General features: G+C 68.5%; 22 protein-coding genes and 1 tRNA gene. 14 read left to right on the top strand and 9 right to left on the bottom strand.

Features of this window, described 5'->3' with window-relative positions; translation table 11 throughout:
- The first annotated feature begins 26 nt into the window (after window positions 1-26).
- From OX958_RS05815 to OX958_RS05790, 6 genes are all read left to right on the top strand, one after another.
- Window positions 27-590 carry a helix-turn-helix domain-containing protein gene (locus OX958_RS05815; protein ID WP_270136134.1) on the top strand — a complete coding sequence of 188 codons (564 nt, stop codon included), beginning with the start codon at window positions 27-29 and terminating at the stop codon, window positions 588-590.
- Window positions 591-677: 87 nt separating this feature from the next.
- Window positions 678-1,865 carry a TerC family protein gene (locus OX958_RS05810; RefSeq protein WP_270136133.1) on the top strand — a complete coding sequence of 396 codons (1,188 nt, stop codon included), beginning with the start codon at window positions 678-680 and terminating at the stop codon, window positions 1,863-1,865.
- Between the two features lie 116 nt (window positions 1,866-1,981).
- The gene (locus OX958_RS05805) at window positions 1,982-2,341 is read left to right on the top strand and encodes a VOC family protein (RefSeq protein ID WP_270136132.1); all 360 of its coding nucleotides are present in this window, start codon (window positions 1,982-1,984) and stop codon (window positions 2,339-2,341) included.
- A gap of 37 nt (window positions 2,342-2,378) precedes the next feature.
- Entirely contained in the window at window positions 2,379-3,593 is a 1,215-nt protein-coding gene (locus OX958_RS05800; RefSeq protein ID WP_270136131.1) for a hypothetical protein, read from the top strand.
- Window positions 3,568-4,419: a TrmH family RNA methyltransferase gene (locus OX958_RS05795; protein WP_270136130.1), complete on the top strand. Its 852-nt coding sequence runs from the start codon at window positions 3,568-3,570 to the stop codon at window positions 4,417-4,419. Before OX958_RS05800 ends, OX958_RS05795 begins: the two co-directional genes overlap by 26 nt.
- A 10-nt stretch (window positions 4,420-4,429) precedes the next feature.
- Complete coding sequence (locus tag OX958_RS05790) at window positions 4,430-4,810, top strand: VOC family protein (RefSeq protein WP_270136129.1); 381 nt, start codon at window positions 4,430-4,432, stop codon at window positions 4,808-4,810.
- On the opposite strand, the gene OX958_RS05785 is transcribed toward OX958_RS05790, so the two are convergent.
- Complete coding sequence (locus OX958_RS05785) at window positions 4,811-5,605, bottom strand: class I SAM-dependent methyltransferase (RefSeq protein WP_270136127.1); 795 nt, start codon at window positions 5,603-5,605, stop codon at window positions 4,811-4,813.
- An 84-nt stretch (window positions 5,606-5,689) separates the two neighbouring features.
- On the opposite strand from OX958_RS05785, the gene OX958_RS05780 reads away from it, so the two are divergent.
- Genes OX958_RS05780 through OX958_RS05765 form a run of 4 tightly spaced genes read left to right on the top strand, consistent with a single transcriptional unit; the run spans window position 5,690 to window position 8,421 of the window.
- Entirely contained in the window at window positions 5,690-6,232 is a 543-nt protein-coding gene (locus OX958_RS05780; RefSeq protein WP_270136126.1) for an AAA family ATPase, read from the top strand.
- 59 nt (window positions 6,233-6,291) lie between these two features.
- Window positions 6,292-6,984: an RraA family protein gene (locus tag OX958_RS05775; RefSeq protein WP_270136125.1), complete on the top strand. Its 693-nt coding sequence runs from the start codon at window positions 6,292-6,294 to the stop codon at window positions 6,982-6,984.
- Between the two features lie 14 nt (window positions 6,985-6,998).
- Window positions 6,999-7,847: an oxidoreductase gene (locus OX958_RS05770; protein ID WP_270136124.1), complete on the top strand. Its 849-nt coding sequence runs from the start codon at window positions 6,999-7,001 to the stop codon at window positions 7,845-7,847.
- Between the two features lie 16 nt (window positions 7,848-7,863).
- Window positions 7,864-8,421, top strand: coding sequence for a hypothetical protein (locus OX958_RS05765; RefSeq protein ID WP_270136123.1), 558 nt, complete (start codon window positions 7,864-7,866; stop codon window positions 8,419-8,421).
- Here the strand turns inward: OX958_RS05765 and OX958_RS05760 are convergent.
- A complete protein-coding gene (locus OX958_RS05760; protein WP_270136122.1) occupies window positions 8,390-9,238 on the bottom strand; it encodes an arylamine N-acetyltransferase family protein in 849 nt (282 codons plus the stop codon). The genes OX958_RS05765 and OX958_RS05760 overlap by 32 nt on opposite strands.
- Before the next feature lie 60 nt (window positions 9,239-9,298).
- Between OX958_RS05760 and OX958_RS05755 the strand changes: the two genes are divergently transcribed.
- The gene (locus OX958_RS05755) at window positions 9,299-10,318 is read left to right on the top strand and encodes a lactonase family protein (RefSeq protein ID WP_270136121.1); all 1,020 of its coding nucleotides are present in this window, start codon (window positions 9,299-9,301) and stop codon (window positions 10,316-10,318) included.
- Between the two features lie 10 nt (window positions 10,319-10,328).
- On the opposite strand, the gene OX958_RS05750 is transcribed toward OX958_RS05755, so the two are convergent.
- On the bottom strand, window positions 10,329-10,679 hold the full coding sequence (locus OX958_RS05750) for a hypothetical protein (RefSeq protein WP_270136120.1): 351 nt from the start codon (window positions 10,677-10,679) through the stop codon (window positions 10,329-10,331).
- The gene (locus OX958_RS05745) at window positions 10,676-11,539 is read right to left on the bottom strand and encodes a phytanoyl-CoA dioxygenase family protein (protein WP_270136119.1); all 864 of its coding nucleotides are present in this window, start codon (window positions 11,537-11,539) and stop codon (window positions 10,676-10,678) included. The genes OX958_RS05750 and OX958_RS05745 overlap by 4 nt, the downstream gene beginning before the upstream one ends.
- A 113-nt stretch (window positions 11,540-11,652) precedes the next feature.
- On the opposite strand from OX958_RS05745, the gene OX958_RS05740 reads away from it, so the two are divergent.
- Complete coding sequence (locus OX958_RS05740) at window positions 11,653-12,549, top strand: AraC family transcriptional regulator (RefSeq protein ID WP_270136118.1); 897 nt, start codon at window positions 11,653-11,655, stop codon at window positions 12,547-12,549.
- Here the strand turns inward: OX958_RS05740 and OX958_RS05735 are convergent.
- Entirely contained in the window at window positions 12,540-13,031 is a 492-nt protein-coding gene (locus tag OX958_RS05735; RefSeq protein WP_270136117.1) for a YajQ family cyclic di-GMP-binding protein, read from the bottom strand. The genes OX958_RS05740 and OX958_RS05735 overlap by 10 nt on opposite strands.
- Before the next feature lie 99 nt (window positions 13,032-13,130).
- Here OX958_RS05735 and OX958_RS05730 point away from each other — a divergent pair.
- Window positions 13,131-13,213 (top strand) — tRNA-Tyr (locus tag OX958_RS05730).
- Between the two features lie 136 nt (window positions 13,214-13,349).
- Window positions 13,350-14,462, top strand: coding sequence for a hypothetical protein (locus tag OX958_RS05725; RefSeq protein ID WP_270136116.1), 1,113 nt, complete (start codon window positions 13,350-13,352; stop codon window positions 14,460-14,462).
- On the opposite strand, the gene OX958_RS05720 is transcribed toward OX958_RS05725, so the two are convergent.
- The 4 genes from OX958_RS05720 to nuoK are packed head-to-tail and all read right to left on the bottom strand — an operon-like array spanning window position 14,459 to window position 19,561.
- Window positions 14,459-15,913, bottom strand: a complete 1,455-nt coding sequence (locus tag OX958_RS05720) for an NADH-quinone oxidoreductase subunit N (protein ID WP_270136115.1) — start codon at window positions 15,911-15,913, stop codon at window positions 14,459-14,461. The genes OX958_RS05725 and OX958_RS05720 overlap by 4 nt on opposite strands.
- On the bottom strand, window positions 15,910-17,463 hold the full coding sequence (locus OX958_RS05715) for a complex I subunit 4 family protein (RefSeq protein ID WP_270136114.1): 1,554 nt from the start codon (window positions 17,461-17,463) through the stop codon (window positions 15,910-15,912). Before OX958_RS05715 ends, OX958_RS05720 begins: the two co-directional genes overlap by 4 nt.
- Complete coding sequence (locus OX958_RS05710) at window positions 17,460-19,226, bottom strand: NADH-quinone oxidoreductase subunit 5 family protein (protein WP_270136113.1); 1,767 nt, start codon at window positions 19,224-19,226, stop codon at window positions 17,460-17,462. Before OX958_RS05710 ends, OX958_RS05715 begins: the two co-directional genes overlap by 4 nt.
- On the bottom strand, window positions 19,223-19,561 hold the full coding sequence (gene nuoK / locus OX958_RS05705) for an NADH-quinone oxidoreductase subunit NuoK (RefSeq protein ID WP_270136112.1): 339 nt from the start codon (window positions 19,559-19,561) through the stop codon (window positions 19,223-19,225). The genes OX958_RS05710 and nuoK overlap by 4 nt, the downstream gene beginning before the upstream one ends.

Raw genomic sequence — 19,561 nt, 5'->3', positions numbered from 1 at the left:
CCATTGTCGCCGCTATAGTGGCAAGCATGAACGACCCGTTGTCCGCTTCCCTGGCCGCGACGCTCCAGTCCGCCCGGCTCAGCCGGGAGCTTTCGGTGAACGCTCTGGCCGACCGCTCCGGCGTCTCCCGGGCGATGATCGGGAAGATCGAGCGTGGCGAGGCCCAGCCGACCGCCGTACTGCTCGGCCGCCTCTCGGGCGCGCTCGGTCTGACGCTGTCCGAGCTGGTCGCCCGCGCCGAGGGCAGCGCCGGCGAACTGCTCCGGCGCGCCGAAGCTCAACCCGTGTGGACCGATCCGGCCACCGGATACCGGCGTCGCGCGATCTCACCGGTCACCGACAGCCCACTGGAGCTGGTCGAGGTCGAGCTCCCGCCCGGCGCGGCAGTCTCGTATCCGGCGGACGCCTACATCTTCAAGCACCAGCAGATCTGGGTGCTCGAGGGAGAACTGCACTTCCGCGAAGGCGAGGTGCTGCACGAGCTGGCTCCGGGCGACTGCCTTCAGCTGGGTACGCCGGCACCGTGCACGTTCATCAACCCGGCCGCCGATCCCTGCCGCTACCTGGTCGCCTTGGTGAAAGGCCGCTAGGGCGTGTCTCAGTCGTCCGGCGACAGGACCGGGTCCAGCGTGATTGGCTGATCAGGCCCCGGCTCCCCCTCGCGATCGGAAGCGCTGATGACGGTGTCCCCGCTGGTCTGGATCCTGACGATCATCGGGATCCTGGCCCTGCTTGCCTTCGACTACTTCTTCCACGTCCGCAGCGCGCACGTGCCGACGCTGCGGGAGGCCGCCGCGTGGTCGAGCGTGTACGTCGGGATCGCGCTGTTGTTCGGGCTCGGCACGCTCGTCCTCGGTGGCGGCGACCTGGGCTCGGAGTACTTCGCGGGGTACATCACCGAGAAGGCGCTCTCGGTCGACAACCTGTTCGTCTTCCTGATCATCATGACCAGTTTCCGGGTGCCGCGGGAGAACCAGCAGAAGGTGCTGCTGGTCGGCATCGTGATCTCGCTGATCGCCCGGGCCGGTTTCATCTTCCTCGGCTCGGCCCTGCTGAACACCTTCGCCTGGGTGTTCTACCTGTTCGGTCTCGCGCTGCTGATCACGGCCGGCAACATGCTCAAGCCGTCCACCGAGGAGTCGCACTCGGCGCAGAACGTGATCGTCCGGCTGGCCCGCCGGATCTTCCCGGCCACCGAGGACTACGACGGCGACAAGCTGATCACGCACCAGAACGGCCACCGGATGATGACGCCGATGCTGCTGGTGATGGTGGCGATCGGCGGCACCGACCTGATGTTCGCGCTGGACTCGATCCCGGCGATCTTCGGTCTGACCCAGAACGTCTTCGTCGTCTTCACCGCCACCGCGTTCAGCCTGCTCGGCCTGCGGCAGCTGTACTTCCTGCTCGACGGCCTGCTCGACCGGCTGATCTACCTGTCCTTCGGTCTGGCCACGATCCTGGCGTTCATCGGCGCGAAGCTGATCCTGCACGCCCTGCACGAGAACAACCTGCCGTTCGTCAACAACGGTCAGCACGTCGAGGTGGCCGAGATCAGCACCGGACTCTCGCTGGTCGTCATCCTGGTCGTGCTGGTGGTCACCGTCCTCGCCTCGCTGTTCAGCACCCGCGGCCGCACCCAGACCGCGATGGCCAACATCCGCCGCGACGCCCAGGCGTACCTCGACGCGGACTACACCGACGACGCCGCCGAGCGGGAGCGCCTGTACAGCCGGCTGGAGGACTCCCGTGAACACATCGTCGCGCTCGGTCCCAAGGCCCGGCAGATCGTCAAGAACGAGGTCGAGTTGATGGAGTTGTGCGCCCGGGTGGCCGAGAGCCGCCGTTCCACCACCGGCCACTGACGGCCGGCGCGGGCCGATCACCCGCGCAGGGCATGCAGGCGCCCACAAATGGGCACCCGAACCACTGGGGAAGAACCGCTCACTCCGGGCGGTCGCCCCCGAGAGGTGAGGGTCCAGTGACGTTCAAGGCAGTGCTCGCGGTGATTCCCGTCCAGGAGATCGCCTCGGCGTCCCAGTGGTACGAATCGTTCTTCGGCCGTCCGGCCGACCAGCGCCCGATGGACGGCCTGGTGGAATGGCACCTGAGCGAGCTCGGCGTGGTCCAGGTCTTCCAGGACCCCGACCGGGCCGGCCGGACCTCGGTCAACTTCACCGTGGACGACCTCGACGCCGCGCTGGCCACCCTGTCCGCCGCCGGCATCAACACCACCGACGCGCAGGTGGTCTTCAACGGCTCGCAGCGGCTGGCCACCACCACCGATGCCGACGGCAACACTCTCGGCCTGCTGCAGACCGTTCTCGACGACACCCAGTAGTGACCTCGGCGGCCTCTACGGTCTCAGAGTCGGATCATTGGGGGCCTGGGTGCTGCGGAAGTTGCTGGTCGGTGTTGCTGTGGTCGCGAGCTTGCTGTCGCTGGTAGGCACAGCTCGGTTGGTGGGTCCGCGCGGTGAGCCCGAGGCCGGCGCCGTCAAGCAACTGCGGTTCCTCAAGAGCGCGCTCGACGGCGGCGCGGACCAGAACGCACAGGAGCTGAAGCCGGAGGGGTTCTTCTTCCTCAACGTCCTCTACGGGCTGTCCTGGATCCAGGTCGGGATGGCGTCGCCGGAGCTTGCGGAGGAGGCGGTGCGGGAGGCCAAGTGGTCGCTGGACCGGTTGAACAGCTCCCCTGGTACGGCGCCCTTCGACCGCGCGCTGGCACCGCAGTACGGCGTGTTCCATGCCGGCTGGACCAACTGGCTGCGCGGCGGCATCGTGATGCTGCAACCTGTCGAGCAACGCGATCTCGCGGAGTACACGAGTGTGTCGGCGGAGCTGGCGAAGGCGTTCGACGAGTCTCGAACGCCTTATCTGGAGGCCTATCCGGGGCAAGCCTGGCCGGTCGACTCGACGGTGGCGGTCGCGTCGCTTGCCTTGTACAACCAGCTGGTGACTCCGCGCTTCGCGCCGACGGTCGAGCGCTGGGTGGCCGGCGTGAAGACCCGGCTCGATCCGGCGACCGGGTTGATGCCCCATCAGGTGACACCGGTGAGCACCGGCGCTCGTGGTACCTCGCAGACCGTGATGCACCGGTTCCTGCTGGAGATCGATCCGGCGTTCGCGCGGTCGCAGTACGAGGTGTACCGGGAGAAGTTCGTGACCCGGTTCGGGCCTGCCGTGCTGGAGTACCCGAAAGGGACCAGCGGGAGCGGGGACGTCGACTCGGGGCCGTTGATCTTCGGCGTCAGCCTGTCGGCGACGACCGTCGCGCTCGGAGCGGCGCGGGTGCAGCACGATGCGCTGGCCGGTGTGCTGGCTCGTGAGGGCGAGTTGCTCGGCGTACCGGTGAGTGGTCCGGACACCAAGCGGTACGCGCTGGGGCTGATGCCGATCGGGGACGTGTTCGTCGCTTGGTCGTCGACGGCACGGCCGTTCGTCGCGAACGAGCAGCCTGCGTTGCCGTCGGTGAGCGGTTGGTGGTGGTGGATCCCGTGGCTGTTGCTGGTGTGGGCGCCGAGCCTCGTACTGTGGGGGTTCGTTCGGCTGACCAGACGGAGGATCGATGGCCGCGGCGCAGCGGATCAGTAGTCGGAACGCGCGGTTCCAGGTGTGGCTGGCGACCTTGAGCAACCGGAACAAACGGCTGCGGGCCGGCGAGTTCCTGGTCCAGGGTGTGCGGCCGATCAACCTCGCGATCGAGCACGGATGGACCATCCGCGCGCTGATCCACGACTCCGAGCGGCCGTTGTCGCGCTGGGCCGCGGAGCTGCTGGAGACCCAGCGCCGGGTCGAGCAGGTCAGCATGGCGCCGGAGCTGCTCGCGGAGCTGGGCGAGAAGGACGAGACGCCGCCCGAGCTGATCGCCGTGGTGGAGATGCCCGCCGACGACCTGACCCGGATCGAGGTGGGACCGGACTTCCTCGGCGTCGTCTTCGACCGGCCGACCGGGCCGGGGAACATCGGCTCGATCATCCGGTCGGCTGACGCGTTCGGCGCCGACGGACTGATCGTGACGGGACACGCGGCCGACGTGTACGACCCGAAGGCGGTCAGGGCCAGCACGGGGTCGCTGTTCGCCGTACCGGCCGTGCGGGTGCCGTCGCAGCGCGAGGTGATGGAGTGGGTCACGGCCCAGCGCGCCGCCGGTACGCCGATCGTCGTGGTCGGCACCGACGAGGCGGGCGAGGCCGACATCTTCGACTTCGACCTGACCCGGCCGACCCTGCTGCTGATCGGCAACGAGACCACGGGGCTGAGCAGCGCGTGGAAGGAGCTGGCCGATCACCTGCTGCGGATCCCGATGACCGGCTCGGCGAGTTCGCTGAACGCCGCCAACGCCGCGACCGCCGTGCTGTACGAGGTGTCGAGGCAGCGTTCCCGTTTGTTCAAGACCGGCGGTGCGGGTCGCTCGTAGCGTGGCCGGCATGACCGCTTCCGTGAGATCGCAGCCGATGATCGCCGTGACCGATGTCGAGAAGAGCAGCGCCTGGTACTGCGCTGTGCTGGGCGCGTCGAGCGGGCACGGCGGGCCGGAGTACGAGCGGCTCGTGGTGGACGGCGAGCTGATCCTTCAGCTGCACAAGCTAGCCCTCGGTCATCACCACGGCACCATCGGCGACCCGTCGCTGCCGCTGGGCAACGGGGTTGCCCTCTGGTTCGAGGTCGACGACCTGCCGGTGGCCGCCGATCGTGCTCGCTCGGCCGGCGCCACCATCCAGACCGACCTTCACCACAATCCCAACGCCGGCCACGAAGAACTCTGGCTTCGCGACCCGGACAACTACTTGGTGGTCCTCGCTGGTTGATCAGGCGGTGGCGAGGATCTCGCCGTGCAGCAAGGAGATGAAGGCCGCGGGGTCCGCGGCCCAGGTCTTCCAGGCGGTGGAGATCCGGTCGAGCGTTTCCTGCGGTACGCCGGCCGCCAGGGCCTGCGTGGCCAGGGCGGACTGCAGCACTCGGTCGGCCCACATGCCGCCCCACCAGGCTCGGTCTTCGTCGGTGGTGAAGGTCCAGTTGCTGGCTGTGGCTTCGACCTGGTCGAAGCCTGCCTCCAGAGCCCAGGACAGCAGACGTCGACCGGCGTCCGGCTCACCGCTGTTGGCGCGGGCCATGCGCTGGTAGAGGGCCATCCACTCGTCGAGCTCGGGCAGTTCGGGGTACCACGCGAAGGCTTTGTAGTCCGAGTCGCGGACCGCGACGATCCCGCCCGGCTTGCAGACCCGGCGCATCTCGCGGAGCGCCTGGACCGGGTCGGCGACGTGCTGCAGCACCTGGTGGGCGTGGACGACGTCGTACGAGTCGTCGGGCAGTTCGAGGCGGTGAACGTCGCCGACGACGAAATCGACCGAGATGTCCAGGTCGGCGAAGGTCGCGCGGGTGACGTCGAGGGCGCTCTCGCTGGCTTCGAGGGCGGTCGCCCGGCCGGGCCGGATCAATCGCGCGAGGTCGGCCGTGATGGTGCCGGGGCCGGCGCCGATGTCCAGCAGCGACTGGCCGGGACGCAGGTGGGGCAGCAGGTAGGCCGCAGAGTTCTCGGCGGTGCGCCAGGCGTGCGAGCGCAGTACGGATTCGTGGTGGCCGTGCGTGTACACGTTGCTCATGCGCCTCAGAGTAACCATAAATCTTGCTTTATGAGACATATAATCTCACATGTTGGCATACATTGAAGGCGCTAAGGTGCCTGGATGACGAAGCCCCTGCTCATCGTGGTCAGCGGTCCGCCGGGGAGCGGGAAGACCACGCTCGCGCATCGACTCGCGGCCGCGATCGGGTGCCCCGCGATCTGCCGGGACGAGATCAAGGAAGGGATGGCGCACGCGACGCCCGGCTTCGTGCCAGGGCCGGCCGATCCGCTCACGATGCGCACGCTCGCGACCTTCTTCGACGTCATCGGACTGCTGATCGGCCGCGGTACGACACTGGTCGCCGAAGCCGCCTTCCAGGATCACGTCTGGCGTCCCGGCCTGACGCCGCTCCTCGGGCTTGCCGACCTGCGCATCGTGCACTGCGCGGTCTCGGCCGAGGTCGCCCACGACCGCATCACCACCCGCGCCGCCGGCAACCCGCACCGCAAGGCCCACGAAGACGGCCACCTCCCAGCCGGCAGCTGGCGCCGCGCGCACGACGCCTTCCACCCGATCGACCTCCCGGTCCCCGCGCTCACCGTCGACACCACAGTCAGCTACCAGCCTCCTCTGCCTCAGATCGTCGACTTCCTCCAGCGCTGATCCATCCACGGCTTTGTGGGCTCTAGCTTGAAGCTCAGTTCTCTGACTAAGGTCAGGGAATGGTTGATCTGCTGAAGCGGTTCGAGAAGCTGACCACTGCGCATATCGCCGACGCCTGCCTGCGAGCTGGGTTGCCGGTGCGGACGGTTTCGCTGCGGCCCGTCACGCCGGGACGCGTCGCCGGACGGGTCCTGCCCGCCCGGCATGTCGGGAGCGTCGACATCTTCCTGGAAGCGTTCGAATCCGCCGAGCCGGGCGATGTGCTCGTGGTCGACAACGGCGGTCGGCGTGACGAAGCGTGCGTCGGCGACCTGGTCGCGCTGGAGGCGCAAGCAGCCGGTGTCGGCGGTCTCGTGGTTTGGGGCCTGCACCGCGACACCGTGGACATCCAGGCGATCGGCCTGCCCGTCTACAGCCTCGGCGCGATGCCGACCGGCCCGCTCCGCCTCGATCCGTTGCCGGCGGACGCACTGGAGTCCGCCACCATCGGCGAATGGACCGTCACCCGTGATGACGTCGTACTGGGCGACGAGGACGGCGTCATCTTCGTCCCCGCCGACCGCACGGACGAACTGCTCGATCTCGCTGCCGCGATCCACGCCACCGAACGCCACCAGGCCGAGCTGATCCGCTCCGGTACGTCGCTGCGTCAACAGGTCGGTTTCGACGCCTACCTCGCGGCCCGTAAGGAGCGCCCGTCCCTGACCTTCCGCGAACACCTTCGCGGCGTCGGCGGCGCGATCGAGGAGTAAGTAGGCTCCGGCTCGTGCCCACACCTGACTTGACCGCGGCAGCCGCGAGAACCTGGACGCTCGGCGACCTCTCCGTCAACCGCCTGGGCTTCGGCGCCATGCGGCTGGCGGCGAACCCGGATCGCGAGGTCGCCCGGCAGGTACTACGGCGCGCGATCGAGCTCGGCGTGAACCAGCTCGACACCGCCGCCTTCTACGGCCCCGCCAACGAGCTGATCCGCGAGGCGCTCGCGCCGTACTCCGACGAGCTCGTGATCACCACCAAGGTGGGGCCCGGCATGGATCCCGAGCGCGGCTTCCACAACGCGACCACCGCGGCCGAGTTGCGCGCCCAGGTCGACGCCAACCTCCGCGGCCTCGGTCGCGACCACCTCGACGTCGTCAACCTGCGGATCATGAACCGGCCCGGCGAGTCCCTGACCGAACGCTTCGGCTGGCTGGCCGAGCTCCGCGACGCCGGCCTGATCCGCCACCTCGGCATCTCCAACGTCAGCCCGGTCCATCTCGACGAGGCCGAGCAGCTCGCGCCGGTGGTCTGCGTCCAGAACAGCTACGCGATCGACTCACGGGAGGACGACGCGCTGCTCCAGCTCTGTGCAGACCGCGGAGTGGCGTTCGTCCCGTTCGCCTCCATCGCCGGTACGCCGGCAGCCGGTACGACGCCCGCCCACGCCGACGCAGTACGGGCTGTCGCCGAAGCTCATGGCGCCTCCGAGCAGCAGATCCGCCTCGCCTGGACGCTGCACCGATCCCCCAACGTCCTCGCCATCCCGGGCACCGGCGACCCGGTCCATCTCGAGCAGAACGTCGCCGCAGCCGCCATCATGTTGTCCAGCGAAGAACTGACCAGCTTGAACGACTGATCACCCGGGGGACGTCATGCGCAAGCACCGCCCGAAGTGGCTGCCGGCCGCGGCGCTGCTCGCTCTCGTCGTCGGCGGCGCCTGGTTCTCGGACCACCTCAACGGCTCCTCCCTGGCCGAGACCGATGCTGTCGAACCGCTCACCGGTTCGAGCGCGCCGCGCCAAGGCGAGGACGTGTACTTCCTCGCGCCCGAGCTGGCGAACAAGAGCCGCCAGCCGCTCGAACTCAAAGCGATCGCGCCGAAAGAGGTCCAACCCGGCCTCGAGTTCGTCGGCGCGCGGGTCTACCAGAAGCCGGATCGCCGGGACGCCGCCGCTCCCAGCTGGACCACCCGTGATTCAGCGGAGAACAGTCCGTTGAAGCTTCGGTCCGAGCCGGTCGGCGGCCAGCAGCTCGCTGCCGAGTCCACCTTCGACCGCGTCATCTACCTGCGCTACAAGGTCACCTCGGACCAGCGTCCGTTGCGCTCGACCGGTGTCGAGGTCACCTATCACCGCGGCTTCCGCGACCACACCCAGGTCCTGCCGATCACCTTCGAGGTCAGTCAGCGCGGGCAGCTGCCTGGCGAGTGAGGAAGTTCTCGTACTGCGTCCAGACACGCCGCCACAACTCGTCGCGCTCGGAGCCGGTCAGGTGCGGGAGCGGCAGGCGGAAGACGTCGGCGAGCAGCTCGTAGTACTCGGGCTGGCTCTCGACGAGCTGGTTGTCGATGCGGTCGGCGAAGATCTGGGTGAAGCCGACCGAGCGGATGATCGCGGTGCTGCCGGCCCGGCGTACGAAGGCTGAGCAGGTCCGGACGAAGGGCGATTCCGGGGACAGCGACAAGTGCTGGTGCTGCGCCTCGAAGTCGGTGAAGGCGGCCGGTGCGGCCTCGAAATCCATCCCGGTCAGGCTGCTGCGCGGATCGTGGTCGAGTCGCCAGCCGTCGACGATGTCCGATCTGCGGAGCGACAGGTCGAAGGGCTCCTGCCTGACCCGTACGCCGGTCCGCAGCGGCATCGGGGTCAGCAGTCCGTCGCCCAGACCGACGTCGACCAGCCAGGTCTCCTCGTCGAGAACGACGGTCAGTACCAGGTGGCTGGCGTCCACCACCGGTGGGCGCTTGGCCGTCTGTACGCCGCCGCGGTGCAGCGTCACGGCGTACCCGAGGGTGGTGAGCAGTTGCGCGAAGACACCGTTCAGCTGGAAGCAGTAGCCGCCCGTCTCGCGGGCGATGATCCGCTGCGCGACCTGTTCGGGATCCATCGATCCGCCGCGACCGAACTGGTACTGCACGGTCTCGTACGGCACCTGGTCGACGAAAGCGGCGTGCAACGCGAAGAGCGCCTCGACGCTCGGCTCCGGATGCGAGGCGACCCCGATACGGCGCAGCAAGGCAGCGGTGTCCATGAGGCGAGCCTACGAGGCCGCGGGATGCTTGCGGTTGAGTTACCTGGCAGGGTGGACGCCATGACCTCGGAGCAGATCTATGTCGGCAGTTACACCACTCAGGAGGGTGGAGGTGAGGGCATCGGGTTCGGTACCGCGGAAGAACTGCAGGTTGTCGCAGGGTCCGCCGATCCGTCGTTCCTGACCATCTCGGCCGACGGCCGGTTCCTGTACGCGACCAACGAGCTGGAGGCCGGCCGCGTCAGTGCCTTCGCGATCGCGGACAGCGGCACGCTGGAGTTCCTCAACCACCAGCCGACCGGTGGCGCGCACCCCTGCTACCTCGAGATCGACCCGACCGGCAAGTTCCTGCTCTCGGCCAACTACAGCTCCGGGTCGGTGGCGATCCACCCGATCCGGGAGAACGGCTCGCTCGGCGACCCGACCCAGATCCTGCAGCGCGAGGGCAGCGGCCCGAACGCGGAGCGCCAGGAGGGCCCGCACGCCCACCAGATCACCTTCGACCCGTCGGGGTCGTTTGCCTTCGACATCGATCTCGGCACCGACAGCGTGCACGTGTCGACGCTGACCCCGGAGGGCCGGCTGGTCGAGGTGAGCCGGCTGCAGGTCCACCCGGGCGCCGGGCCGCGGCATCTCGTCTTCCACCCCGGCGGGCACGCGGCGTACCTGATCAACGAGCTGGACTCGACCCTGATCGTCTGCAGCCACGCCGAGGGCAAGCTGGCCGTCGTGGAGACCGTGTCGACGCGGCCGGACGACGCCGAGGGCGACAGCTTCCCGGCCGAGGTGCTGGTCTCACCGGACGGCCGGTTCGTCTACGGCTCCAACCGCGGCGACGACACCATCGCGGTCTTCGAGACCGGCGCCGAAGGACTCGAGGCGGAGCTGATCCAGACGATCGGATCCGGCGGAAGCTGGCCGCGGCACCTCGCCTTCAGCAAGGATGGCACCGAGCTGTACGCCGCGAACGAGCGCTCGAACACGATCGCGGTCTTCACCGTCGACCAGAGCAGCGGCGCCCTCACCGCAACGGGGACGCCGCTGGACTGGCCGAAACCGGTCTGTGTCGTGACCTACTGACCCTGCTGGGTCAGACGGCGACGAGCTTCTCGAAGAAGAACTCGTGCTTCAGGAACGACACGTCGTATTCGTGACCCGGCTGCGGCGGGAGCAGCTGGGCGGCCTGGAACAGCCGCCAGCCGTCCTTGAGCGCGTCGAGTCCGCTGGCGTACGGCGGGACGTCGGAGTCACCCGTCGTGGGTGACGTCGCACCGGTCCCGTCGTACGTCGACCAGCCGACCGTGCGCGAGTCGAGCGCGGAGGAGGCCAGGTAGAGCACGAGCACCTGCTGGCGGACCAACTGCCCGGTGCCTGGCTGGACAGGGCCTGGCTGGACAGGGCCGGGCTGGACGGTACCGGCCTGGTCAGGCGTGACGGTCATGCCATCTCCTTCTTCGCTGCGTGCGGGTTGAGGCTGCGCTGGGCGACCACGCGCCGCGGGCGGTTCGAGACCCGGGTGACCCAATAGTCCGGGTCGTAGGTGTCGTCGCCGGTCAGCGCCTGCCACAACTTGACCCGGTTGTAGATCTCCAGCCGGCCGGTCGCGTTCTCGTACCAGGGGAAGGTCTGGCCGAGCTCCGCCGCCACCGCGTCGTCGTACAGGTCGTCGGTGTTCCAGAGCCGGACCTGGCGGACGGTCGGGTTGAAGCGGATCTTGAACATGTAGCGGTCGATGTCGCTGTCGTTCTTGCGGCCGCCGTGCCAGATGCCGTGGTGCAGGAAGACGACCGTGCCGGGCGGGCAGGTGAGCCGGGTCTGGCCGAGCAGGTTCTGGTAGCGGCCGGTGTCGGACTCGTTGGTCCGGCGCAGGTGGCTGCCGGGGACGCTGAGCGTGCCGCCCATCTCGAGCGTCACCTCCTGCGGGTAGTACATCAACTGGACGTCGAAGGCATCCTCGCGGACGTCGATGATCGCGTCGCCGTGCAGGTTCTGCGCCTCACCCTCGTGTGCCTCGCGGATGTGCACCGCGTGGTGGTCGACGGCCGGCTCGGGGCCGACGAAGCTGTGGATGGCGCCGGCGACCTCGGGCAGCTGAACCAGCCGCTGGACGAACTCGCTGCCCACGAACGCCTCGGACAGCGGGGTGCCGTAGGGGACGCCGGGGATGCCTGCCTTCAGCACCTCGAGGGCCTGCTGGTTCATCTCGTCGGGGACGACCGCGTCCATCCGGAACGCGCCAGTGGCGACGAAACTCGCCATCTGGACGGAGGTGAGGAGGTTCTTGCGATGCGGCTGGGGCATGTCTCTCCCTGTCGGGGCGACTTGGGTCCGTGGTGGTTGGTACTCCTTCAGACTAAGTTTGGCCGCACCGCTTTTGCATGGGTTGTGTTCACCACTGGTGGTAATTTCTCACCATGATTCCGCTGCACCTGGCCGAGCCGCCCGAGCTGGTCAACGTGGGCGTCGGACTGCACGGGGTGCGGGGGTTGCGAGACATCTTCCGGCTGCCCGACCTCTGGCAACTACACCTCTACGGCTATTCGGCAGACCTGACCGTGGGCGGTACGACGTACCCGGTCGCGCCCGGGTCGGTCAGCCTGACACCGGCCGACGTCCAGGTGCAGTTCGACTACCGCGGCCGCTCGGAGCACCTCTTCGTACACTTCCGCCCACGCGCCGTCGGCGAGCCGTCGTACGTGCCAGTCGTCCAGGACGCCGGTACTGCGGCCCCGGTCCTCTCCGACATGCTCCGCTCAGCTATCGGCGCCTCCCCCAGCGGCTCCCCCCGGGTAGTTGCCGAGGTCTGGGCCGCCCTCTGGCGCGTCGCCCACCTGCCCTCGCCCTTGACCGAAGGCGGCGCCGCAGCCGGCCACTCAGCAGTGTCGACCGCCATCACCTACATCGAAGCCAACCTGGCCCGGCCTCTGACCGTCCCGTCCCTGGCCGCTGCCGCCGGCATCTCCCACAACCACCTGACCCGCCTCTTCCGCGCGGAAACCGGCCAGACAGTAGTCGCCTACATCCGCCAACGCCGCATGGCCCGAGCCCGCCACCTACTCGTCTCCTCAACCCTGTCCATCCCCGCCGTGGCCGCATCGGTCGGCATCCCCGACCTCCAGGCCTTCAACAAGACCTGCCACCGGGAACTAGGCGGTTCGCCCCGGGCGGTACGGGCGGGCAACGCAGGAGCCGACGGATCTCGCGGCGAGGCCGGTGCCGTGCTGGATCCGGGTGAGTTCGGTCACGTCCGGACCGGAACTGTCCCTGATCCAGCCACGCGGGTCCGGCACGAGAAACGGGGTCAGCGGTAGTTGACGAACTGGACCGCGAAGTCGAGGTCCTGGGCCTTGATCAGGGACTGGACTTCCTGCAGGTCGTCGCGGCTCTTGCTGGAGACGCGGAGTTCGTCGCCCTGGATCTGGGCCTTGACGCCCTTGGGACCCTCGTCGCGGATCAGCTTGGAGATCTTCTTCGCGTTCTCCTGGCTGATGCCGGCGCTGATGGTGGCCTGCAGCTTGTAGATCTTGCCGGACAGCTTGGGCTCCTCGACCTCCAGGCCCTTGAGCGAGATCTGCCGTTTGACCAGCTTGTCCTTCAGGACGTCGAGGACCGCGTTGCAGCGCTCCTCGGTGTTGGCCTGCATGTCGATCGCCTCGCCGGACAGCTTGATCTCCGCGCCCACGTTCTTGAAGTCGAACCGCTGGCTGATCTCCTTCGCCGCCTGGTTGACGGCGTTGTCCACCTCCTGCTGATCGACCTTGTTCACGATGTCGAACGAGGACTCCGATGCCATGGGCACGTCCTTTCTGAAGTTGCTGACCAACCGATTTGCTGTCAGGGGCACTGTCTGTTGTATCGTCTCTCACGCCGGTTCACGAACCGGCAGCACCCTGGCGAGTTGCCCGAGCGGCCAAAGGGAGCAGACTGTAAATCTGCCGGCTTCTGCCTACGCAGGTTCGAACCCTGCACTCGCCACCGGAGCTGAGCAGCCCCCGATCGCAGCGATGCGGTCGGGGGCTGTTTCGTGGTGCGGGGCAGGGAATACTGGTGGGGCAGCCGGGGGTTGCTGCTGGAGTCGGGGTTCGGCCGAGAAGCTAGGAGACAGCGCGCGATGAAACCCACCGAGTTCGTCAAGGTGAACAGTCAGTTCTGGGGAGAACACCTCAAGAGCGTGAGTGAGCACCTGCCGGTGAGTCACGGGCGTGAGCTGGTCGGGCCGTTGCTCTACCCGCGGCAGCTGGTGCTGACCGAGACGCCGGACTGGAACATCCTGGAGCTGGTCGGGGTGAGCCGGGAGTTCCGGTCGCTGGAGGTGCGCAAGCAGAAGGCCGCCGGGATCGACGAGTACTTCGGTGCCGTGGCGGGCGAGGGCCCGGTCGTGGTGCTCAAGACCGACGACCGGTACCAGGACGCGACTATTGCGACCGAGTTCGGCCGGAGCGTGCTGGAGAGCCACTTCCCGGGCGTTCAGCGGATGATCGGGCGTGAGCTGGTCGGCACCGGCGAGAACAAGCTGCTGGGCTTTGCCCCGGGCAACTACTCGGCGCTGGAGCGGGTCCTGCTGGTCGCCAGCACGGAATCGTCAGTGCGGATCCGCTGGACCTTCCTGGCGATCGCGATCCACCGTTCCGAGCCGGCCGACAAGTACCGCGAGTGGCTGCAGCAGCTGGTCAACCAGGCGCCGCACCTCGACCCGGTCGGCACGTTGGCCGTGCCGCGCGGTCAGGTTGAGGCGCTGCTCAAGGCTGAGCCGTTCGCGGCGACGTACCAGCACGGGCTGCACAAGACGACCGTGGGCGAGTTCCTGCAGCAGCACGAGGACATCCTGCTCGGCGCCTTCGAGGCGACCCGGCTGGTGCGTGAGCCGGTGCTGGAGCGCGAGGACGGTACGGCGGTCACGCCCGACTTCATCCTGCAGCGCGAGGACGGCACCCACATCGTCGGCGACCTGGCGTTGCCGCTGCTCGAGACCACGAAGGACGGCAAGAAGCGCCGCCGCTCCACCGCGGCGGCCGACGGCCAGCAGCGCGCCGCGGAGTACGGGGAGTACTTCGAGAGCGCGGCCCACCAGGCCTTCGCCAGGACGAAGTACGACGTCGAGATCACCCAGCCGCGGAAACTGCTCGTTCTCGGCACCGGCGAGAACCCGACCGAGACCGTCGCCGGTCTCGAGCTGATCGACTACGACACGATCCTGCGGCTGTACCTCGCGACGAAGAGCTAGTTCACCAGCGCGAACAAGGCGCCGGGGAGGACCGACAGTACGACGGCCGCCCCGGCGCACAGCGAGATCACGGTGACCGCCGGCGTCTCGATGTCGACGGAGAACGGATCGTCGACCGGCAGCCGGAAGAGCTCGGCGATCCAGCGCAGGTAGACCGCGAGACCGATCATCACGTTCAGCGCCATCACCAGGGCCAGCCAGCCCAGGTGCGCGTCGATGACTGCCTGGAACGCGGCGAACTTGGTGAACAGGCCGGCCAGGCCCGGTGGGAGGCCGGCCAGCACCACCAGGAAGAAGACGAGCGCCACCCCGAGGCCCGGCTCCGAGCGGACCATGCCTCGGTAGTCGGACAGCAGCAGCCCGCCAGGGCGGTGCCGCTGGACCACCGCGACCGCACCGAAGGCGCCGAGCGTGACCACCACGTACGCCGCCAGGTAGCCCACCACAGCTTGGGCGTCACCGACCGCGAGCGGAGCGAGCAGGAAGCCGACCTGACCGATCGACGACCAGGCGAGCAGCCGGACCGCCTCGACCTGACGCAGCGCGGCGAGGTTGCCGGCAGTCATCGTCAGAGCCGCCAGGACAGCGATGGCGATCCGCAGGTCCGAGTCGTTCGGTGCGATCCCGTAGGTCACCAGGACCAGCAGACCGGCCACGCCCGCCGACTTCGACACGACGGCCAGGAAGGCGGTCACCTCGACCGGCGCACCGGAGTACGTGTCCGGCAGCCAGCCGTGGAACGGCACCGCGGCGATCTTGAAGCCGAACCCGACGATCACGAACAGCCCCGCGGCGAAGGCGACCCGGCGCAGGTCCGGGTCGATCCCGGGCAGCCGGGTCGCGATCGTCTGCAGATAGATCGACCCGGTCACGCCGTACAGGTAGGAGATGCCGAACAGCATCACGGCCGTCGACAGCACCGACACCAGGAACGCCTTCAGCGCCGCCTCGGAGCCGCGCCGGTCCCGCCGCAGCGCGACCATCGCGAAGCTCGGCAGCGAGACCACCTCCAGCGCGATCACCACGGTGGCGAGGTCACGCGCGCCTGCCAGCACGGTCGCGCCGACCAGCGCGCTGAGCAGCAGGAAGTGGTACTCCCCCACCGGGACGTCCGCCGGCAACAGCCGGTACGCCGAAAGCCCGACGACCCCCAGCCCGCCGATCAGCAGCACGGCCCACAGCCCGATCGTCAGCGGCTCGATCACCAGACTGCACTCGGCCGGTCCCTCGACCGCCGAGCGGCAGAAGGCCGCCTTGAAGCCGTCCCGCTGCGCGACCACGAAGGCGAGCCCGAACAGGATCACGCCACCGCTGATCAGCGTGCTCGCGGCGTGCTTGAGTTGCTTGCTGCCGCTGCTCCAGAAACCGTCGATCAGCAGTACGGCGACAGCGCCGAGCGCCAGTACCAGCGGTACCGCGGTCGCCTGCCAGTCGGTCCAGGTGATCGTCATGAGAAGTTCCAGTAGTCGAGCAGCAACGGGGGCCAGAGACCCAGGACGACGGTGAGCACGACCAGCGGAGCCCAGGTGATCAGCTCGATCCGGCTCAGGTCCACCGCGAAGGCAGTCGCCGGGTGTTCGGCCGGATCACCCTGGTTGAGCTGCCGGACCAGTTTGAGGAAGTACGCCGCGGTCAGCACCGCGCCCAGTCCGGCGATCACCATCAGCACCAGGAAGGTTGTCCGTGGCAACGAATCGGCCGGATGGTAGGCGCCGAGCAGGATCAGCATCTCGCCCCAGAACCCGGCCAGGCCGGGCAGCCCGAGCGACGCGAGACAGGCGAAGGTGAGCAGCCCGCCGATCCGCGGCAGCCGGGCGTACAGGGCCCGACCGATCGCGCGCAGGTCGCTGGTGTCGTGCCGGTCCTTGATTCCGCCGGCCAGGAAGAACAGCAGGCCGGTGATGATGCCGTGCGCGATGTTCGCGTACATCGCCCCGGCCAGCCCCTCCGGTGACATGGTGGCGATGCCGAGGCCGATGAACCCCATGTGCCCGACGCTGGAGTACGCGATCAGCCGCTTGAGGTCGGTCTGCGCCAGGCAGGCCAGCGAACCGGCGATGATCGCGACGGTGGAGAAGCCCGCCAGGTACGGCGCGAGGGTGGCCGTCGCGTCGGGCAGCACCGGGAGCAGGATCCGGATCATGCCGTAGCTGCCGAGCTTCAGCAGCACTCCGGCCAGCAGCACCGAGCCGACGGTGGGCGCCTTGGCGTGCGCGTCGGGCAACCAGATGTGCAGCGGCCAGAGCGGCATCTTCACGGCGAGCCCGACCGCGATCAGCACGGCCGCGATCAACGCGATCCCGTGTCCGCCGGTGACCGGATTCGCGCCCAGTACTTCGAGGTCGAAGGTGCCGGCCTGCCGGTGCACCAGCAGGAAACCGAGCAGCATCAGGGCCGAGCCGAACACCGTCATCAGCACGAACGTGGTCGCCGCGCGGCGCCGTCCGGCCGGGTCGTGGTCGTCACCCCAGATGTCGATCACCAGCCACATCGGGATCAGCACGACCTCGAAGAACAGGAAGAACAGCACCAGGTCGAGGGACGCGAAGGTGCCGATCACGCCGGTCTCGATCACCAGCAGCAGCGCGATCAGTGAGCGGGTGCGGCCGATGCGCGGGGTGATGCGGAGCGAGTAGAGGCAGCAGAGGAGGACGAGCAGGGCGGTCAGGACGATGAGCGGCATCGAGATGGTGTCGATGCCGAGGTGGAAGCGGACGTCGAGGGCGGGGATCCAGGAGACGTCGGTTTCGGCGTACGCGTGGACCTTGCCGGGGAGGGTCCGCGGCGTTTCCTTCGGAAGCGCTGCCAGGCCCAGAGTCACTGGCCCACCGCGAGGACGGACCAGATCCCACCAGAGGACGCCGGAGCCGATCAGCACTAGGCCGGAGACCACCGACCCGACGATCGCCGCGACCCGGTCGCCGGTGCCCGCGGGCATCGCCCACAGAACCGCCGCGGCCAAGGCGGGCACAGCCAGCAGCGCGATCAGCAACCAGTTCATGAGCCGATCACCCCCGCCAGGATCGCGAGCGCGACCACGCCGACGACTGCCGCCGTCAGATACGTCTGCACATTGCCTGTCTGCAACTTCCGGAACCCGGCCGAAGCCAGCACTCCGGCTCGCCCGGTCCCGCGCACGTAAGCCCCGATCACGTCCCGATCGCCACCGACGGCGAGCTTGGCCAGCCAGTTCACCGGTCCGACGACCGCCCGCTGGTACGCCGCGTCCAGCCCGAACTCGCGTTCCAGGAAGACCGGTCGCGGGTCAGCCCCGCGCTGCCACAGCGAGTACGCCGGCAGCGCGCCGAACAGAGCGAGCACGGTCGTCAGCAACGCGATCGCCCAGCTGAGGTGGACGCCGTCGGCGTACCCGAGTCCGATGGCGCCGAGCGCGAGCAGGATCAACGGCACGAGCATCAGCCAGTTGCCGTCGCGCAGCTTGCTGGAGTCCGGCTCCTCGAGATCTGCCATCGGGTCGTCGGCCTCGAACGCGCCGAGGGCGCCGGCCAGCGCCGGAGTACGGAAGAAGACCCAGAGCCAGAGGCGGACGCAGTAGAAGGCGGTCAGCGCGGCGGTCAGGCAGACCGAGACGAGTACGAACCAGCCGAGGGTCGAGCCGTCGCGGGCGTGGTGCCAGGCGGCTTCGACCACGGAGTCCTTGGAGAAGAAGCCCGCGAACCCTGGTACTCCGACGAGTGCGGCGAGGCCGATCGTCATGGTGACGAAGGTGACCGGCAGCCGCTTCCGGAGCAGGCCGTTGCGGGTGTAGCGGCGCAGTACGACGAAGGCGGCGCTGCCGACCTGGTGCAGGAGCACGCCGGCGCAGAGGAAGAGCAGGCCCTTGAAGGCGGCGTGGGTGAGCAGGTGGAACAGCGCGGCGTGGCGGCCGTCCTCGGTGCCTAGCGAGAGGCCGGCGAACATGATCGCCAACTGGCTCACCGTCGACCAGGCGAGCACCCGCTTGACCTCGACGGCGGCCATCGCGCAGAGGGCGGCGAAGAGCATCGTCACGCAGGCGATCACGGCCAGCACGGTGAGGGTAGTCCGGGCCGCGGCGAACACGTCGTACAGGCGGGCGATCAGGAAGACGCCGGCCGCGACCATGGTGGCCGCGTGGATCAGCGCGCTGACCGGGCTCGGGCCGGGCATCGCGTCCGGCAGCCAGGTCTGCAACGGGACCTGGGCGGACTTGCCGATGATGCCGACCAGGATCAGGATCGTGCCGGCGGTCAGGGCGCCGGGCGAGATCGGGCTGTCGCCCAGCTCGGAGATGGTGAAGGTGTCGTAGCCGAGGCCGAGCACGAAGATGCCGAACAGGAATCCGACGTCGCCGAGGCGGGTCATCAGGAACGCCTTCATCGCGCCGGAGCGGGCGTCGCGGCGTTCCCAGTAGTGACCGATCAGCAGGTAGGAGCAGGCGCCCATCAGTTCCCAGCCGATCAGCAGCAGGAACAGGCTGTCGGAGACCACCACGGTCACCATCGACGCGGTGAACAGGGTGACCAGGGCGGTGTAGGAGGCGACGCGCTCGTGCAGGTAGCCGATCGAGTAGAGCTGGACGCAGGCCGAGACGACGCCGACGATCGCCAGCATCAGCACCGTCAGGTCGTCGGTGCGGAGGTCGTAGTTGATGAAGACCTCGGGGCCGACGAAGACGCCGCCGAAACTCTTCTGCTGGGCGTCCACGCCGTACAGCAGGCCGGCCGTGAGGACGACGAGCAGGGAGAAGCCGACGCCGATCACGCGCCAGGCGGTGGCGATCACTTCTCGGCGCCCTTCTCGACCGGCTCCTTGGCCTCCACCAGATCCCGCGCGGCGTCGGCGTCGACGTGGCCGTGGCCCCGGAACAGGAGCAGCACGATCGCCAGGCCGAGACCGATCTCGGCGGCGGCGATCGTGATGACGAAGACCGCCAGGGTCTGACCGGTGGCGAGTCCGTCGACGTGCCAGGCGTCGAAGGCGACCAGGTTGAGGGTGACGGCGTTCAGCATCAGCTCGAACGACATCAGCATCGTGATGGCGTTGCGGCGAGCCAGTACGCCGTACACGCCGAGGCAGAACAGCGCGACGGCGAGCAGCAGTGGAACGACGATCGGCAT

It is taken from the genome of Kribbella sp. CA-293567 (assembly GCF_027627575.1).
In the GTDB taxonomy this organism is placed as follows: Bacteria; Actinomycetota; Actinomycetes; order Propionibacteriales; family Kribbellaceae; genus Kribbella.
This window is presented reverse-complemented; position numbering and strand designations above follow the sequence as displayed.

Coding starts and splice junctions, on each gene's coding strand:
- OX958_RS05725 (WP_270136116.1), top strand. CDS start 13,350: ATGAAACCCACCGAGTTCGTCAAGGTGAACAGTCAGTTCTGGGGAGAA.
- nuoK (WP_270136112.1), bottom strand. CDS start 19,561: ATGCCGATCGTCGTTCCACTGCTGCTCGCCGTCGCGCTGTTCTGCCTC.
- OX958_RS05720 (WP_270136115.1), bottom strand. CDS start 15,913: ATGACGATCACCTGGACCGACTGGCAGGCGACCGCGGTACCGCTGGTA.
- OX958_RS05715 (WP_270136114.1), bottom strand. CDS start 17,463: ATGAACTGGTTGCTGATCGCGCTGCTGGCTGTGCCCGCCTTGGCCGCG.
- OX958_RS05760 (WP_270136122.1), bottom strand. CDS start 9,238: ATGGACACCGCTGCCTTGCTGCGCCGTATCGGGGTCGCCTCGCATCCG.
- OX958_RS05780 (WP_270136126.1), top strand. CDS start 5,690: ATGACGAAGCCCCTGCTCATCGTGGTCAGCGGTCCGCCGGGGAGCGGG.
- OX958_RS05755 (WP_270136121.1), top strand. CDS start 9,299: ATGACCTCGGAGCAGATCTATGTCGGCAGTTACACCACTCAGGAGGGT.
- OX958_RS05750 (WP_270136120.1), bottom strand. CDS start 10,679: ATGACCGTCACGCCTGACCAGGCCGGTACCGTCCAGCCCGGCCCTGTC.
- OX958_RS05765 (WP_270136123.1), top strand. CDS start 7,864: ATGCGCAAGCACCGCCCGAAGTGGCTGCCGGCCGCGGCGCTGCTCGCT.
- OX958_RS05815 (WP_270136134.1), top strand. CDS start 27: ATGAACGACCCGTTGTCCGCTTCCCTGGCCGCGACGCTCCAGTCCGCC.
- OX958_RS05785 (WP_270136127.1), bottom strand. CDS start 5,605: ATGAGCAACGTGTACACGCACGGCCACCACGAATCCGTACTGCGCTCG.
- OX958_RS05735 (WP_270136117.1), bottom strand. CDS start 13,031: ATGGCATCGGAGTCCTCGTTCGACATCGTGAACAAGGTCGATCAGCAG.
- OX958_RS05745 (WP_270136119.1), bottom strand. CDS start 11,539: ATGCCCCAGCCGCATCGCAAGAACCTCCTCACCTCCGTCCAGATGGCG.
- OX958_RS05795 (WP_270136130.1), top strand. CDS start 3,568: ATGGCCGCGGCGCAGCGGATCAGTAGTCGGAACGCGCGGTTCCAGGTG.
- OX958_RS05790 (WP_270136129.1), top strand. CDS start 4,430: ATGACCGCTTCCGTGAGATCGCAGCCGATGATCGCCGTGACCGATGTC.
- OX958_RS05775 (WP_270136125.1), top strand. CDS start 6,292: ATGGTTGATCTGCTGAAGCGGTTCGAGAAGCTGACCACTGCGCATATC.
- OX958_RS05740 (WP_270136118.1), top strand. CDS start 11,653: ATGATTCCGCTGCACCTGGCCGAGCCGCCCGAGCTGGTCAACGTGGGC.
- OX958_RS05810 (WP_270136133.1), top strand. CDS start 678: ATGACGGTGTCCCCGCTGGTCTGGATCCTGACGATCATCGGGATCCTG.